12 protein-coding genes are annotated in these 14,739 nt (G+C 63.1%); 3 read left to right on the top strand and 9 right to left on the bottom strand.

Annotated features, from left to right (window positions below; translation table 11 throughout):
- Nucleotides 1-245 precede the first annotated feature (245 nt).
- Nucleotides 246-593, top strand: coding sequence for a hypothetical protein (locus VIE67_RS01490; protein WP_332022566.1), 348 nt, complete (start codon nucleotides 246-248; stop codon nucleotides 591-593).
- A 74-nt stretch (nucleotides 594-667) separates the two neighbouring features.
- On the opposite strand, the gene VIE67_RS01495 is transcribed toward VIE67_RS01490, so the two are convergent.
- Nucleotides 668-2,203 carry a glycosyltransferase family 2 protein gene (locus VIE67_RS01495; RefSeq protein ID WP_332022568.1) on the bottom strand — a complete coding sequence of 512 codons (1,536 nt, stop codon included), beginning with the start codon at nucleotides 2,201-2,203 and terminating at the stop codon, nucleotides 668-670.
- An 81-nt stretch (nucleotides 2,204-2,284) separates the two neighbouring features.
- Here VIE67_RS01495 and VIE67_RS01500 point away from each other — a divergent pair, with 81 nt between their 5' ends.
- Nucleotides 2,285-3,511, top strand: a complete 1,227-nt coding sequence (locus tag VIE67_RS01500; RefSeq protein WP_332022570.1) for a hypothetical protein — start codon at nucleotides 2,285-2,287, stop codon at nucleotides 3,509-3,511.
- Between the two features lie 10 nt (nucleotides 3,512-3,521).
- Here VIE67_RS01500 and VIE67_RS01505 read toward each other — a convergent pair whose 3' ends face one another.
- Nucleotides 3,522-3,809, bottom strand: a complete 288-nt coding sequence (locus VIE67_RS01505) for a hypothetical protein (protein WP_332022572.1) — start codon at nucleotides 3,807-3,809, stop codon at nucleotides 3,522-3,524.
- A 151-nt stretch (nucleotides 3,810-3,960) separates the two neighbouring features.
- Nucleotides 3,961-5,109, bottom strand: coding sequence for an FAD-dependent oxidoreductase (locus tag VIE67_RS01510; protein WP_332022574.1), 1,149 nt, complete (start codon nucleotides 5,107-5,109; stop codon nucleotides 3,961-3,963).
- Nucleotides 5,110-5,273: 164 nt separating this feature from the next.
- Between VIE67_RS01510 and VIE67_RS01515 the strand changes: the two genes are divergently transcribed.
- Nucleotides 5,274-5,540, top strand: coding sequence for a hypothetical protein (locus VIE67_RS01515; protein ID WP_332022576.1), 267 nt, complete (start codon nucleotides 5,274-5,276; stop codon nucleotides 5,538-5,540).
- Nucleotides 5,541-5,616: 76 nt separating this feature from the next.
- Here the strand turns inward: VIE67_RS01515 and aceE are convergent, their stop codons facing one another.
- The 6 genes from aceE to VIE67_RS01545 form a co-directional block, all read right to left on the bottom strand.
- Nucleotides 5,617-8,307 carry a pyruvate dehydrogenase (acetyl-transferring), homodimeric type gene (gene aceE, locus VIE67_RS01520; protein ID WP_332022578.1) on the bottom strand — a complete coding sequence of 897 codons (2,691 nt, stop codon included), beginning with the start codon at nucleotides 8,305-8,307 and terminating at the stop codon, nucleotides 5,617-5,619.
- A 34-nt stretch (nucleotides 8,308-8,341) separates the two neighbouring features.
- On the bottom strand, nucleotides 8,342-10,648 hold the full coding sequence (locus VIE67_RS01525; RefSeq protein WP_332022580.1) for an NADP-dependent malic enzyme: 2,307 nt from the start codon (nucleotides 10,646-10,648) through the stop codon (nucleotides 8,342-8,344).
- Nucleotides 10,649-10,773: 125 nt separating this feature from the next.
- On the bottom strand, nucleotides 10,774-11,502 hold the full coding sequence (locus VIE67_RS01530) for a 2OG-Fe dioxygenase family protein (RefSeq protein ID WP_332022582.1): 729 nt from the start codon (nucleotides 11,500-11,502) through the stop codon (nucleotides 10,774-10,776).
- 271 nt (nucleotides 11,503-11,773) lie between these two features.
- Nucleotides 11,774-13,357, bottom strand: coding sequence for a phospholipase D family protein (locus VIE67_RS01535; RefSeq protein WP_332022584.1), 1,584 nt, complete (start codon nucleotides 13,355-13,357; stop codon nucleotides 11,774-11,776).
- 111 nt (nucleotides 13,358-13,468) lie between these two features.
- Entirely contained in the window at nucleotides 13,469-14,461 is a 993-nt protein-coding gene (locus tag VIE67_RS01540; protein WP_332022586.1) for an Lnb N-terminal periplasmic domain-containing protein, read from the bottom strand.
- Between the two features lie 75 nt (nucleotides 14,462-14,536).
- On the bottom strand, nucleotides 14,537-14,739 hold a 203-nt coding region (locus VIE67_RS01545; protein WP_332022588.1), incomplete at its 5' end, for a Txe/YoeB family addiction module toxin.

Here is a 14,739-nt window from a genome sequence, read left to right on the forward strand (position 1 = left end):
CCGCGCAACCTTTTGCGCCCCGACCGCATCCCTGTAGTGTCCGCCGGTACGGGTCGTGTCCGCGGTGTCCGCACGCGGACAGTCCGCAGCCAACCCCCTTCGACGCAATCCGTTGATGCAACAGGAAAACCCGAATGGCACGATTACTGCTGACCCAACCCCCGTCACTGGCGGTGAGTGTAGCGAACGTGCCACCATGCGCACCGATCCGCCCCGCCCTGCGTGTTTCGCCCACGGAGAACCTCATGCATCGACGCTGCGCCATGTTGGCCGCCCTCGCCGGTCTGATCGTGTACGCCTCCGCAGGGGCCAGCACGCTGTGCGAATCCAGCGGCAATCCCACCAGCACGGCGTCGGCGCCGGCGGCCCCCGTTGTAACCCCAGCGAACCAAGGCCCGGTTGTCCAAACTGCGCCGGTGGCGCCAAAGCCAACTGCGCACAGCTCCAATAGCGACAACACCGTCGTGGCTGCCGGCGGCTCGTCGCATGCACCCGGTGACGACGACGCCGCGACCAACCTCGGTACGCCCGGCGCGAGTGTGCATCGGCACGGCTTGCGCTGGCAGTCGCTGCTTCCGGGCGTGATCAAGTAGCAAGCGGCGAAGTTCCATCCGCCTTGCGCTTCACCTGTACTGTTGATACCGACCTGATGCGGCGGGGCCGCGTCTCATGCCGTCGGAATTTCGAGCCCGGCCGCAAGTCCAGTGAGCCAGCCGTCGCTCGCCGCCGTGCCCAGCGGGTGCAGTGATTCGATCGCATAGGCGATCATCCATTCGCGCAAACGGTTTTCCACGTCGCTCAGCGCGCTCGCGGCATTGCCGATCGCCACGCCACGCTCGAATACAAGACTCGACGCCGCGTGCCGATACAGATTCACCCAGTCGCCTTCGCGACGCAGCAGGAACCCCTCGTACCGACGATCAAGCGTCGCAAGCAAGCGTTCGGCGCGCGCATCGCCGACGTCGGCCGCAATCAGCATGCGCGGGCGCGGCGCCAGGGCCGCGTAGCTGGCGTCGCGGTCTGCATAGGTGCGGCGCACGCGGTAGTCGAGCACGCGGCGCGCGAAACTGTGCAGAGTTGTGGCGACCTCGCTCTCGTAATCGGGATAGCGTTGACGCAACACCTGCATGCCCTGCGCGCCGAGTTCGGCACGCCGTGCATCGCCGAAACTCGCGCTGCGTTCGTGATGCACGAGTACGTTGCCGGCAATGATATTGCGATAGCCGGCGCGTGCGGCACGCTGGCAGAAATCGTTTTCCTCGCCGAAACCTACCGGAAATGCGACCTCGTCCATCGGCCCGATGCGCGCCAGTACGCTGCGCTTGATGTACATGCAAAAGCCGTTGCCGGTCGGCAACTGCGGATAACGCAAGCCGGCCTGCTGCAGCACGGCGCGTTGCGCCTGCAGCAGATTCCAGCGCGGCGGAATCGGGCAATACTGCTCGAGTTCGGGCACGCTGAACGCACCGGCATTGTCGGACACCGCAGTGACCGTGCCGACGCTGTCGTCCGCGTACGCAGCAAGTTTGAGCGCAGACAGCCAGCGCGGCCCGACTTCGGTATCACTGTTGAGCAAAACGACGTCGGCGCCGCCGGCCAGATCCATGCCGACATTGACGCTGTGCGTGAAACCGCGATTGCGTTCGTTGCGCTCGACGACGATATTCGCGCGCCCCGCGTGCGCCGCGACAATTTCACCGATGCGCGTGTCGCTGCTCGCGTCGTCGACCAAGATCAGACGCGCGCGCGGCGACCAGCGCAACACCGACTCGATGCAGCGTTGTACACATTGCGGCGAATTATAAATGGGTACAACCACCGCCACGGGCGGCAGATCGGCAAGCGAGTGCTGCGGCAAGACCGGCGTGCCGGCCAGCGGCGCCAGACCGCGCACGGCCACGGCCGCGGCATTGCTGCCCGGCAGCGCGGCCGCACCCAGACGCACATTCCACACCGCTGAAATCGCCTGCGGCGCGGCAGCCGAATCCACCAGGTTGAATTCGAGTTCCGCCTGCCCGCTCGGCGAGTATTCGAATTCACAGGTGAATTCCTGCGCATCCGCCTCGACCGGCGCGTAGCGCTGGAACACGATGCCATCAAGCTGCAGTGCGGTGGCGGGAATGCCGCCCGCCGCCTGTAGGCGCCAGCGCAGGCGTGAGCCGTCCCAAGCCAGCCATTCGGCGCGCGGAAGCGCTGATTCCATCGCGTGCAAGACCCGGTCAAAAAGGAGAGCCAAGCATAACGGACTTGACCGCGAGCGGCATGAATACGCGAGAATCCACAGATGAAGTGTCTGAGCTTGCGGCGATTGGCGCCAACGCTCCTGATTTGCCTGTTGCTCGCCTGCCTGCCGGGAGTTCTGCGCGCGCAGGCCAGCGATTGGAGCGTGCGCGTGACGCCGTTCAATCAGGTGTTTCCTGCGCTGGAACTTTCGCAGGCGCGGTCGTCGCCCGCGCCACAGCCCAAGCGCGAAGGCATGACCCACTCAGATCCAACCGTGCTCGGCAGCGGCAGCGGCCTGATCGCATTGCGCTTGCGCGCGTTGCACGACAACGAGCCGATTCGCCTGACGATTTCCGCGGCGCCATGGCTGAGCGCAGCCACCGCCTTCGAAACGACGCTGCCGCGCGCTGGCCGCGACTACGAACTGCATCCGGGCATGAGCTGGGATATCGAGCGCCTCGCCACGCAGTCCGCGGCGCTTGCGGCCACGCTGCAGTTCGCTCTCGACCGCAATGGGGTCGCCGCGGGCGAGCACCGCGTGGCGATCAGCCTGCGTCCGCTGAACGACGCGCTGTACTTCGTGCGCGACGGCCGCGACAGCGTCGATCTTTCCTGGATCTTCGCCGCCTACGTCAACGAGAACGATGCCGTCGTCGAACATATGCTCGATTCGGCTGTACAAAGTGGAATTGTGGAAAAGTTCACAGGCTATGTGAACGCGGATGCAGAGCAGGTACTGCGCCAAGCCTGGGCGGTGTGGCATGCACTGAGCGCGCGCGGCATTCGCTACTCCGGCGCCGATCCCGGCATCGATCGTGGCCCGCGCGTGTTCAGCCAGCGCGTGCGTTTTCTCGCCGACACCTGGAACGATCGCTCGGCGAACTGCATCGATGGCAGCGCGCTGCTGGTCTCGGCCCTGCAGCGCATCGGGCTGCGCAGTTTTCTCGTGCTGATCCCCGGACACGCCTTCGTTGGGTTCTACACCGATGCAGACGCCCGACATGCCGCGTATCTGGAAACCACCTTGCTCGGCGATCGCCCCGCGCTTCCGGCAATCACACCGACCTATGCCGACGCCCAGGATTTATCCGCGGCGACGCGATCGAGTTTGGCGAGTTTCGACGCCGCGCTGCGTGCCGGTGCGGCGCGTTATGCGCGCAATGCCGACAAGCTCGATGGACGGCATCGGCCCGATTACGCAGTCATCGATATTGCCGCAGCGCGCGAATTCGGCATTCAGCCGATTTCGATTCGCCCCGTGACCACCGCTGTGGCTGGCGGTCGCTAGCCGGGCGCGATCAGGCGGTACGCAGACGCTGCGCGTTCGCGCGCGCACGATGCGTCCAAGGCGCAAGAGCGGCGGAAACCATGAAGTGGCCGGGATTGAATGCCGCGGCGAGCGCCGAATCGCAGGCCGCCTCGAATTTCTCGTGCAGCATGCGCTGGTATTCCTGCGGCGAGCACGAACCGGCGATCATCATCCAGCTGCGGCGTGCGATTGTTTCCCATGAGGCGAAGGCGAGGTCCGCAACGTCCAGATGCAACAACGCGGGATGCCGGTGTTTCTGTCTCAATGGTTTCGTCACATCTATCCGTGAGTCCAGCCGTTACGGCTGCGTTACAGCGAGCATAGTCTCTTCGCGTACGGAAGGGAAATCACTGTTTTGGCCAAACGCAAGAAGCCTGCAATTTATTGGCATTTCTAGGATTTTAGCTGCATGTTCGGCGACGTTCGTATCAATACACGCTGCGATGTTGGGTCGTCGCCTTGGCCGCGAGCGCGAATCGAGGTTCGCCACGATCCGCTGTCGTCAGCACGCGATTGACGTATTCGCCGACAGCCGGCCCGTGCTTGAAGCCATGGCCTGAGCCGCCGCCTACGATCATTACGTTCTCGATCTGCGGATGGCGATCGATGATGAAGTCGCCATTCGAGGTGTTTTCATACTGGCAGACCCGGCTCTCAGCGAGCGGCGCATCTTTCAACTTCGGAAAGCGCTGCGCGATGTACTCGCGCGCGATGGCGAGGCCTTCCGCACTCGGCACGCGCGATGCGGTCTCCGGATCGATCGCTGGTCCATGTTTGTCGACGCTGATCTTGAAGCCGCGGTGCTCCAGATCCGGAATGCCGTAGACGAGCGCCGGATGGTGAAACCAGGCCGGCATCGCCGGATAACCGAAACTGCAATCGCCCGGCGGTGGCGCGAAGAAGAAAATTTCCTGCCGGGTCGGAAAAATGCGCTGGCCAAGCAATTCGGGGAACAGCTTCGGCAGCCATGCGCCACAGGCGAAAACAAAGCAGCCGGCCGAAATCGATTCGCCACCCTGCGTGACGATGCGCTCGAGTTTGCCGTTCGGCGGCGGAGTAACGCCGGCCACACGATATTCGAGCCCCGCGTGCACGTCTTCCGCAACCAGCGCCTGCACCGACTGGCGCGCCATCAGCACGCCGCTGCCGGGCTCCCACAAAGCCCAGTCGATGCCGGCAGAGGATATTTGTGGAAACCTATCCTCCAGCTCACGTACGGATAGACGCTCGTGTGCGACACCGACGCTCACCAGCGTCTGCTGTGTCTGGCCCACATAGGTGTCGCCCTCGCCGACCAGCCACAACATGCCGGTTTGATGAAAGATTGGCCGCTGCACACGTTCTCCGAGTGCCTTCCACACGTCGAGCGAACGCAGCGACCAACGCGTGTACAACTCATCGCCACCGTAGCCCATGCGGATCACGCGCGATTCGCCACCCGAGCTCGCTCGACTGTGCGCCGGACCGTAGGCATCGACCAGTAGCACCTTGTGCCCGGAGCGCAGCAACTCATGCGCGGTCCATGCGCCGAAGCAACCGGCGCCGATGACAACGAAATCGAAATTCTTCTGGATCATGCGGAAGCAAATCCGGGATAGCCATTCCTGCATTTCGCGATGCACGCTGGTTCAATTTGCAACCACGCATCGCCACGACGAGCATAGCGGTTTCGCTCGCTCGAACGCGATATCGGCTGACGCGCTAGACTGCATCGCCAGCTCATTTCACCGGACGAAGAGACATGAACATCGAAAAGATCACGGTGCGCATCACCGAAAGCGGCAAGACCATGGACGTGGTGGTACTGAGCAAGCACGCCCGCCGCATCCAGGTCGTGCTCGGCGAAGGCGTACACAGCGTCAAATGCGAGCTGGCGCCCACGCCGAACCGCATGGCCTTTTCGGGCAAGGCGCTCGGACGCGAAATCGTCTACGAGCGCAGCCCTGAGCAGGTGCAGGCCGATCTGGATCGGCTCGATCCGGCGCTGAAGAGATCGCGGCCGCGGTAACCGTAGGCTGGGCTGACAAGCCCAGCAGTTCTGTCCGAAGCTGGGCATCGCTGCGCTCAGCCCAGCCTACTATCCCTCAAACCCCCAGCGGATTCGGCTTCTCCGCATCGATCTTCCAGGTCTTGATCGCGCGCGTGACGTCCTTCGCGCTCATCTTGCCTTCGGCGGCGAGCGTGGCGATCGCGGCCTGGGCGATGTAGTAGCGGTCGACTTCGAAGAAACGGCGCAGGTTTTCACGCGAGTCGCTACGACCGAAACCGTCGCAGCCGAGCACGGTATACTTCTTGCCTTCGGGCATGAACGCGCGAATTTGATCCGCATACTCGCGCACGTAGTCGGTCGCGGCGATCGCCGGCCCCTGGCGCTCGGCGAGGCAGGAAGTGACATGCGCGACCCGCGGTCTGTCTTCCGGATGCAGGCGGTTCCAGCGCTCGGTGTCGAAACCGTCCTTGCGCAGTTCGGCGAAGCTCGGGCAGCTCCAGATATCGGCAGTGACGCCGAATTCCTTCTCGAGCAACTCGGCCGCGAAGATCGCCTCGCGCAGGATCGTGCCGCTGCCGAGCAGCTGCACGCGCGGTTCGTTCTTCTTCGGCTTGCCCGCGTCCTTGAACAAATACATGCCCTTGATGATGTCCGCTTCGCTGCCCTTGGGCAGATCCGGGTGCGGATAGTTTTCGTTCATCACGGTGACGTAGTAGTAGCAGTCTTCCTGTTCCTGCAGCATGCGGCGCACGCCATCCTGCAGAATGACGGCGACTTCGTAGGAAAACGTCGGGTCGTAGGCGTGGCAATTCGGAATGGCGCCCGCGAACAGGTGGCTGTGACCGTCTTCGTGTTGCAACCCTTCGCCATTGAGCGTGGTACGGCCTGAAGTGCCGCCGACCAGAAAGCCGCGCGCACGCATGTCGCCGGCCGCCCAAGCCAAGTCGCCGACGCGCTGGAAGCCGAACATCGAGTAGTAGATGTAGAACGGCAGCATCGCCACGTTGCTGACCGAATAACTGGTCGCCGCGGCCATCCACGCGCTCATCGCGCCGGGTTCGGTGATGCCTTCCTGCAGCACCTGGCCCTTGACGTCCTCGCGGTAGTACATCAGCTGATCCGCATCCTGCGGTTTGTACTTCTGGCCGAACGGCGCATAGATGCCGATCTGGCGGAACATGCCCTCCATGCCGAACGTGCGCGCCTCGTCCGCAACGATAGGCACGATGCGCGGACCGAGTGCCTTGTCGCGCAGCAGCAGATTGATGCCGCGCACGAAGGCCATCGTGGTCGAGATTTCGCGTTCGCCCGTGCCCTTGGTGATCTGCTCGAACGCCGACAATTCCGGCGCCCTGAACGACTCGCCCTTGCGTCGGCGCTGTGGCAGGAAACCGCCGAGCGCCGCGCGGCGCTCGAGCATGTATTTGACTTCGGGCGAGTCCTTGCCCGGATTGTAGTACGGCACTTCATCGATCTTGTCGTCGGCGACCGGAATGCGGAAACGATCGCGGAATGCACGCACCGCTTCGTTGTCGAGCTTCTTCTGCTGATGCGTGGGATTGAGCGACTCGCCCGACGCACCCATGCCGTAACCCTTTACCGTCTTCGCCAGGATCACGCTGGGCATGCCCACGGTGTTCACCGCCTGGTGATAGGCCGCATAGACCTTGTGCGGATCGTGACCGCCGCGATTCAGACGCCAGATATCGTCGTCGGAAAGATTGCGCACCATCTCCAGCGTTTCGGGATACTTGCCGAAGAAATTCTCGCGCGTGTAGGCGCCGCCAAATGCCTTGCACGCCTGGTATTCGCCGTCGACGGTTTCCATCATCAGTTTGCGCAGGGTACCGTTCGTGTCGCGCGCGAGCAGCGGATCCCAGTAGCTGCCCCAGACCACCTTGAGTACGTTCCAGCCGCCGCCACGGAACACACCCTCGAGTTCCTGGATGATCTTGCCGTTGCCGCGCACCGGCCCATCGAGGCGCTGCAGGTTGCAGTTGACGACGAAGATCAGGTTGTCGAGCTTCTCGCGCCCGGCCAGCGAAATCGCACCGAGCGTCTCCGGCTCATCGGATTCGCCATCGCCGATAAAGCACCACACCTTGCGGTCGCTCTTCGGAATCAGCCCGCGGTTTTCCAGATAGCGCATGAAGTGCGCCTGATAAATCGCCTGCAACGGTCCCAGGCCCATCGATACCGTCGGCACCTGCCAGTAGTCGGGCATCAACCATGGATGCGGATACGAGGGCAGGCCGCGGCCTCGACCGGCGACCTCCATGCGGAACAGATCCATCTGGTCTTCGCCGATGCGGCCTTCGAGGAAGGAGCGCGCATAGATACCGGGGCTGGCATGGCCCTGGTGCAAAATCAGATCGCCAGGATGGTTCTCGCTCGGCGCGCGCCAGAAATGATTGAAACCGACATCGACCAGGGTCGCGCTCGAGGCGAAGCTCGCGATATGTCCGCCGAGGTCGCCCGGCTTGCGGTTGGCACGCACCACCATGGCCATCGCGTTCCAGCGAATCAGGCAACGAATGCGCCACTCCATCGCACTGTCGCCAGGGCTCTTCGTTTCGAGCTGCGGCGGAATCGTGTTGATGTATTCGGTGGTCGGCTGGAACGGCAGATGCCCGCCGGCGCGTCGCGTCGCGTCGACCATGCGTTCGAGCAGGTAGTGCGCGCGCTCGGTACCGTCGGCATTGATAACCGCGCCGAGCGATTCGGTCCATTCGCGGGTTTCGGTGGGATCGATGTCCTGGTCGATGATGTCTTTGAGAATACTCACTGCGCCCTCCGACCTTTCTGCTGATACGACGAGTTTAGCGGCCCGCTGCTTCCGCGTCGATTTGCGCACGGATTTGCGCCTCGACACAGGCGATCGCGGTCACGTTGACCACGCGGCGCACGGTCGACACCGGCGTCAGAATATGCACGGGTTTGGAAATGCCCATCAGGATCGGTCCGATCGCCACGCCATCGGTCATGTGACGCACCATGTTGTAGGCGATATTCGACGCGTCCATGCTCGGGCAGACGAAAACATTGGCCTGCCCACTCAAGGTCGAACTTGGGAATATGCGCGCGCGCGCCGCTTCGTTGAGCGCAGTATCGGCCTGCATTTCGCCGTCGATTTCGAGAGTCGGATCCTGCGCGCGCACCAGCTCGAGCACGCGCCGCATCTTCTGCGAGCTCGGCGTGGTGTGGCTGCCGAAATTCGAATGCGACAGCAGCGCGACCTTGGGTGTGATGCCGAACATTTTCAGGCGCAGCACGCCCTGCAGGGTCGCTTCGGCCAGCTGCTCGGCGGTCGGATCGGGCTGCACATGCGTGTCGATGAAGAAGAAGGCGCCGCGATCGTTCTGCACGCCGGTCATCGCCGACGGCGCGCTGACGCCGGGATCGAGCGGCAGCACGCTGCGCACATAGTTGAGCTTGCTCTGGTAGGTACCGACCAGGCCGGTGATCATGCCGTCGGCTTCGCCGCGCGCAACCATGATTGCCGCGATCAGGGTGACGCGCGTGCGCAGCATCGCCTTGGCCAGCGCCGGCGTCGTGCCGCGGCGCGCGTTGAGCTTGTGGAAATAGTTCCAGTACTCGTCGTAGCGTGGATCGTTGTCGACGTTGGTGAGTTCGAAATGCTCGCCGGCACGGATGCGCAGGCCGAGGCGCCTGATGCGTTTCTCGATCACCGCCGGGCGGCCTATCAGAATGGGCTTTGCCAGACCTTCGTCGACCACGGTCTGCACCGCGCGCAGCACCACGTCTTCCTCACCCTCGGCATAGACGATACGCTGGACGTCGGCCTTGGCGCGATCGAACAGCGGCTTCATCAAGGTCGTGGTGCGGAACACGAACTGCGAGAGTTTTTCCGTATAAACGCGCAGATCGGTGATGGGCTTCGTCGCCACGCCCGACTCCATCGCTGCGCGCGCCACCGCCGGCGCGACCGAAACCAGCAGGCGCGGATCGAACGGTTGCGGAATCAGGTAATCCGGGCCAAAGGTCAGGCTGCGATCGCCGTAGTTGTACGCGCGTTCGGCGACGTCGGAGACTTCGCGTCGCGCGAGCTCCGCGATCGCATGCACGCAGGCGACTTCCATCTGCGCGTTGATCGTGGTTGCGCCGACGTCGAGCGCGCCGCGGAAAATATACGGAAAGCACAAGGCGTTGTTGACCTGGTTCGGATAGTCCGAGCGCCCGGTCGCGATGATCGCGTCGGGGCGCGCTTGCTTGGCGAGTTCTGGCTGGATCTCCGGCGTCGGATTGGCGAGCGCAAGAATGATCGGCTTCTCGGCCATGGTCTTGACCATCGCCGGCGTCAGCACGCCGCCGGCGGAAACGCCAAGGAAGATGTCCGCGTCCTTGACGATGTCGGCAAGGTTGCGTGCCGGCGTGTCGCGCGCGTAGCGCTCCAATTCGCCACACAGACCCGGGCGGCCCTGATAGAGCACGCCATCCTTGTCGTTGACCATGATGTTCTCGGGCTTGACCCCCAGGCGCACGAGCATGTCCAGGCAGGCGATGCCGGCCGCACCCGCGCCCGAGGCGGCGAGTTTCACGTCGCCGATCTGCTTGCCGACGATATGCAGGGCGTTGATCACGGCGACGCCGACGATGATCGCGGTGCCGTGCTGATCGTCGTGGAACACCGGGATCTTGACCCGCTCGCGCAGCTTGCGCTCGACCTCGAAGCATTCGGGCGCCTTGATGTCTTCCAGATTGATCCCGCCGAAGGTCGGCTCGAGGCTGGCGATGATATCCACGAGCTTGTCCGGATCAAGCTCGTTGATCTCGATATCGAACACGTCGATGCCGGCGAATTTCTGGAAAAGTACACCCTTGCCTTCCATCACCGGCTTGGCGGCGAGCGGGCCGATCGGTCCCAGACCGAGCACGGCCGTGCCATTGGTGATCACGGCGACCAGATTGCCACGCGCGGTGAGTCGCGATACTTCGGATGGGTCCGCGACGATCGCCTCGCACGCCGCGGCGACACCGGGCGAATACGCCATCGACAGATCGCGCGCGGTGACCAGCGGCTTGGTCGATGAGATCTTGATCTTTCCGGGCGGATGCGCACGGTGATAGTCGAGGGCAGCCTGCTTGATATCGTGCGCGTCGGACATGCGAAATTTTTCCCTGCGATGCCTTGCGCACCGCATAGCTGTTGGTTTTCAACGACTATAGCACAGGGTCCCGTGCGCGAAGATTGCGCTGCGGCGGCCCAAAATTGGGGTTCCGCGACCCTTGCTTATTGCTCGCGCTTGAACGTCGCCACCAGCACGTCGCGGTACGCCGGCAGGGCCGGATCGAGCGGCTCCACCGGAGTCACGCCGTGGAACACGCGCGCGTCGTCGACCAAGGCGGCGTCGAATGGTCGCTTCAGGGTGAAACTGCCGAGCAGGCGCCGGTCGGCGACGGCGTGGATCGTGGTCGTGCCGCTGGCGATATTGACCCGGTCGATCAGCAGCACGAGCACGTAATCGACGCCGTCGCGATGCACGCCTTCGGGCGTCGGCTGACCGGGTTCGCCCGGTCGCGCCTCGATGCGGAACTGATGCGTCTCGATACGCCATTTCGCTACCTGCGGCGCGAGCGCGCCGAAGGTACTTTTGCAAAAGTGGAGAATGGTACGCAGACTTTCGCCTTCCCCGATCTCGGGCAGGATCGGTTCGAACCAGCGCTCGATGCCCCCTTGCAACGCGTTGTAGTCGCGGCTCTGGTAATGCGGCTGATGCGGCGCACGCACGATTGCGCCGGCGCGCTCGGCGCTGAAGACCGCGTGCCGGCGTCTGCGGTAGCGGCCATGCCCGAGCAGGTACTGATCGACCGCGAGATCGTTCCAGCTCGCGGCAAACTGCTGCCAATCGCCGAGCGTGCCGCAGCGTTCGAGCAAATCGCGCATCGTCGAGCCGGCGACGAAGGCGAATCCCTGGCGCAGCAGTTGTTGATCGAAAGACTCGTTGCCCGTGACAACCATTGCCTCACGATACCGGCAGCGCGGCGCCTATTCCAGAGCCACTTCGCGGCGCAATTTGAGGCCCACTGACCGTGCGCCTCAAGTGCTTGGAGCGACCTGTTTTTCCTCCCCACTTGCGGGGGAGGTCGGCACGCGCAGCGTGCCAAGAGAGAGGATGGCGCTGAAGGCGCCCGCTTTCGCGGGCGCGCCCCCTCTCCCCAACCCCTCTCCCACAAGGGGAGAGGGGCTCAAAGGCAACGTCGCGGTTGTAGGCATTTCAACCGAAAACGCTCTACAGCAAGCCCTCGATTGGCAGCAGGCGCAGCAGATCGACCTCGACTTTGCGCATGCGCGTGACGCCCGGTTCGCTGGTCTGGATTTCCTCGCGCCCGGCGTTTTCCGAATACCAGACCATGCGTTCGGAACCGGCACCGTGTCCGGGTTCGGACTGCAGTTCGACCCGATACGCACTGGCAGGAAGCGTCGCCTTGGCAAAAAACTGCGCCACCGCCGCCGCCAGTTCCGGACTGTCGACGATGATGCCCATCTCGGTGTTCAACAGCTTGGAGCGTTGATCCATGTTCATCGAGCCGACAAAGGCGTAGCGCGTATCGACCACGGCGGCCTTGGCGTGCAGGCTCACGCCGGACGACGTGCCGCCCGCACTTATCGGTTTTTCGCCGCCGGGCGCGGGACGCAGCTCGAACAGATGCACACCGCCGGCGAGCAGATCGCGCCGATAGCGCGCATAGCCCGAGTGCGCGGCCGCCTCGTCGGTGGAAGCGAGGGAATTGGTCAGCACACTGACGTTCAAGCCACGCTTGGCCAAGCTGACCAGGTAATCCGTTCCAGTCTTTCCGGGCACGAAATACGGCGAGATCAACAGCACCCGCCGGCTCGCCGCATCGATGACGGTTTTCAGTTTCGGACCGATGCGCAACGCGGGTCTATCCTTGCCGCCTTCAACTTTTTCCGGTTGATCCGCAACCAGTTCCGCGGGACCCCAGAACCAGCTGCCAAAGCGGGCCGCACTCGCGCCATGTGGAAGCTCCTCGAACGCTGCCTGCGCATAGTCGGACTGGGCAAATTCGCGCGCGTGCTGCTTCAACTCCACGCGCAGCTGCTTCAGATCGGCTTCGGTCGCGCGCGTTTCGCGGAATGCCTTGACCGGATAGGCCGCATCGCTGTTCCAGTAGTCGTCGAACGTGCGCGACGCTTCAGCAACCACGGGACCAATAGCAACCAAATCCAGATCGCGAAAATTGTTGTCGCCAGCCGCATCGAAATACGCATCGCCGATATTGCGGCCGCCGATCACCGCTACCGTGTTGTCGACGATGAACGACTTGTTGTGCATGCGCCGGTTCAGGCGCGGACCATCGACGACGAACTGCGCGATCTTCGACGGCAGCGATGGCGAGCGTGTGTGAAACGGATTGAACAGGCGCACCTGGATATTCGGGTGCGCATCGAGCGCGTCGAGCAGACGATCCTCATCGGTCAGATTGATGTCGTCGAGCAGCATGCGCACGCGTGCACCGCGATCGGCAGCAGCCAGGATGTGCTGAGCCACCAGGCGCCCGGTCGCGTCGTTCTGGAAAATGTAGTACTGCAAATCGATCGAATGCGCAGCTTGATCGGCCAGCGCGACACGGCTCATCAGCGCATTGGTGCTGCTGGTGAGCAGACGGAATCCGGACAAACTCTTGTGCGCATCCAGCTCCGCTCGCACATAGCGCGCGGATGACGTGTCGAATGCCGCCGGCTGCGCCTGCGATGGCTTCTTGACGAAATCCGTGCGCAGGGACGAACAGCCGGCAATGACAAATCCGAGCGTCAGTACGAGTGCGCGAGTTAGCCGATACGCATGATTCATGGTTCTCTCGGCCTTGGTAGTGCGTTGAATGGAACGCCGATCATAGCCCGGACTGCCTGTATCGCGGCCAGATACCCTTCACTCGGAGCCCGATTTCGTCGCGGCGTGAGTCTAGCCTTTAGGCGCAAGTTCAGGGATACCGCGCCGGATATCAGCGGAAAATGTCGCGCTGCGATCGGCTTGCCTGGCGCGCTCACCGATGCGTCCGCGCGCGCGCAACTCCTCCAGCGGATAGCGCTGGTCGAGGCCGCCTATGGCATACACGTATTCCGGCAAATAACCGGACAGCAGCAGGCGATAGCTCAGCGGCAGCCCGCCGATGATGTGCGACACCATTTGATAGACGATGGTCGTGCAGTTCCCGGTGATCGTGTTGTAGAAGCGCGGCGTCTCCACCAAGCGATTCGCCGCATCCATGTACGCAAGCAACAGAGAGCGCATCTGCGCCGTCGGCATCTGCACCCGATACAGATAATCGTCCTCGCCGCGCACATTGCTGCGCACGCGGATAACGTCGCGCTCGTCGGCGGCAACGATGCTCAATTCATAACGCTTGAAGAAACCGCCGATCTGGGAAAAGTGCTGCAGCTCTTTTTGCCGGCGGATCTCGACCGAGAACACCACATATTCGCCGTCGTCGAAACCGAACGACACCAGCGTATGTGCTACCACCGGACCCGCCCAATACGACAGGATCATGTCGACCGAGCGCAGACGATCGAGGTCGTAATCGCGCGTTTCCCAGCGCTGCGTGTAGTCGTTCCGGCTGCGCCATTCGAAGTTGCGCACGTTGCGCAGCGTGACGTGGCTGCCCGTTACCGTACCCGTCACCATCTGTGCGACCTCGTCGTTCCAGAGGCGGTTGTTGGACGGCTTGAGTTGTCGCCACCAGAGCAGCAGGGCGGCAAACCCAGCGACGAAGGTGAGCAGACTCAACGTGATGCGGCCTTGCCACGACGCGATGAGCACCGCCAAGCTAAACGCCATCCACAGCGTTATGGCGAGCAGCTTCGGCAGGCGACCTGCGGAGAATTTGAACCACAATGCCAGCGCGCCCCAGCTCGCGGTGCCCGCAACGACCAGCGTGGCCAGCAGCTTTCCCATGACGCAGAAGAGTTCGGTGGACGGTGGATTCAAATGCGATGCCTCAGGGCCTATCCGAGCATGTGGAAGAGAACGCTATTCGTAATGCGTCCACATCCGCAATACCTTCACGGTCTTTTCTGGTTTGAGCACATGATAGATCAGCCGATGCTGGATATTGATGCGACGCGAGTACGCGCCAACGAGATCGCCGACGAGCTTCTCATACGGCGGCGGATTCGCGAAGGGATCGCGTGCGATGAGCTCCAGCAGTACCAAAGCCCTGTCCTTCAAACCGG

Source organism: Rudaea sp. (assembly GCF_036560865.1).
Lineage (GTDB): Bacteria > Pseudomonadota > Gammaproteobacteria > Xanthomonadales > Rhodanobacteraceae > Rudaea.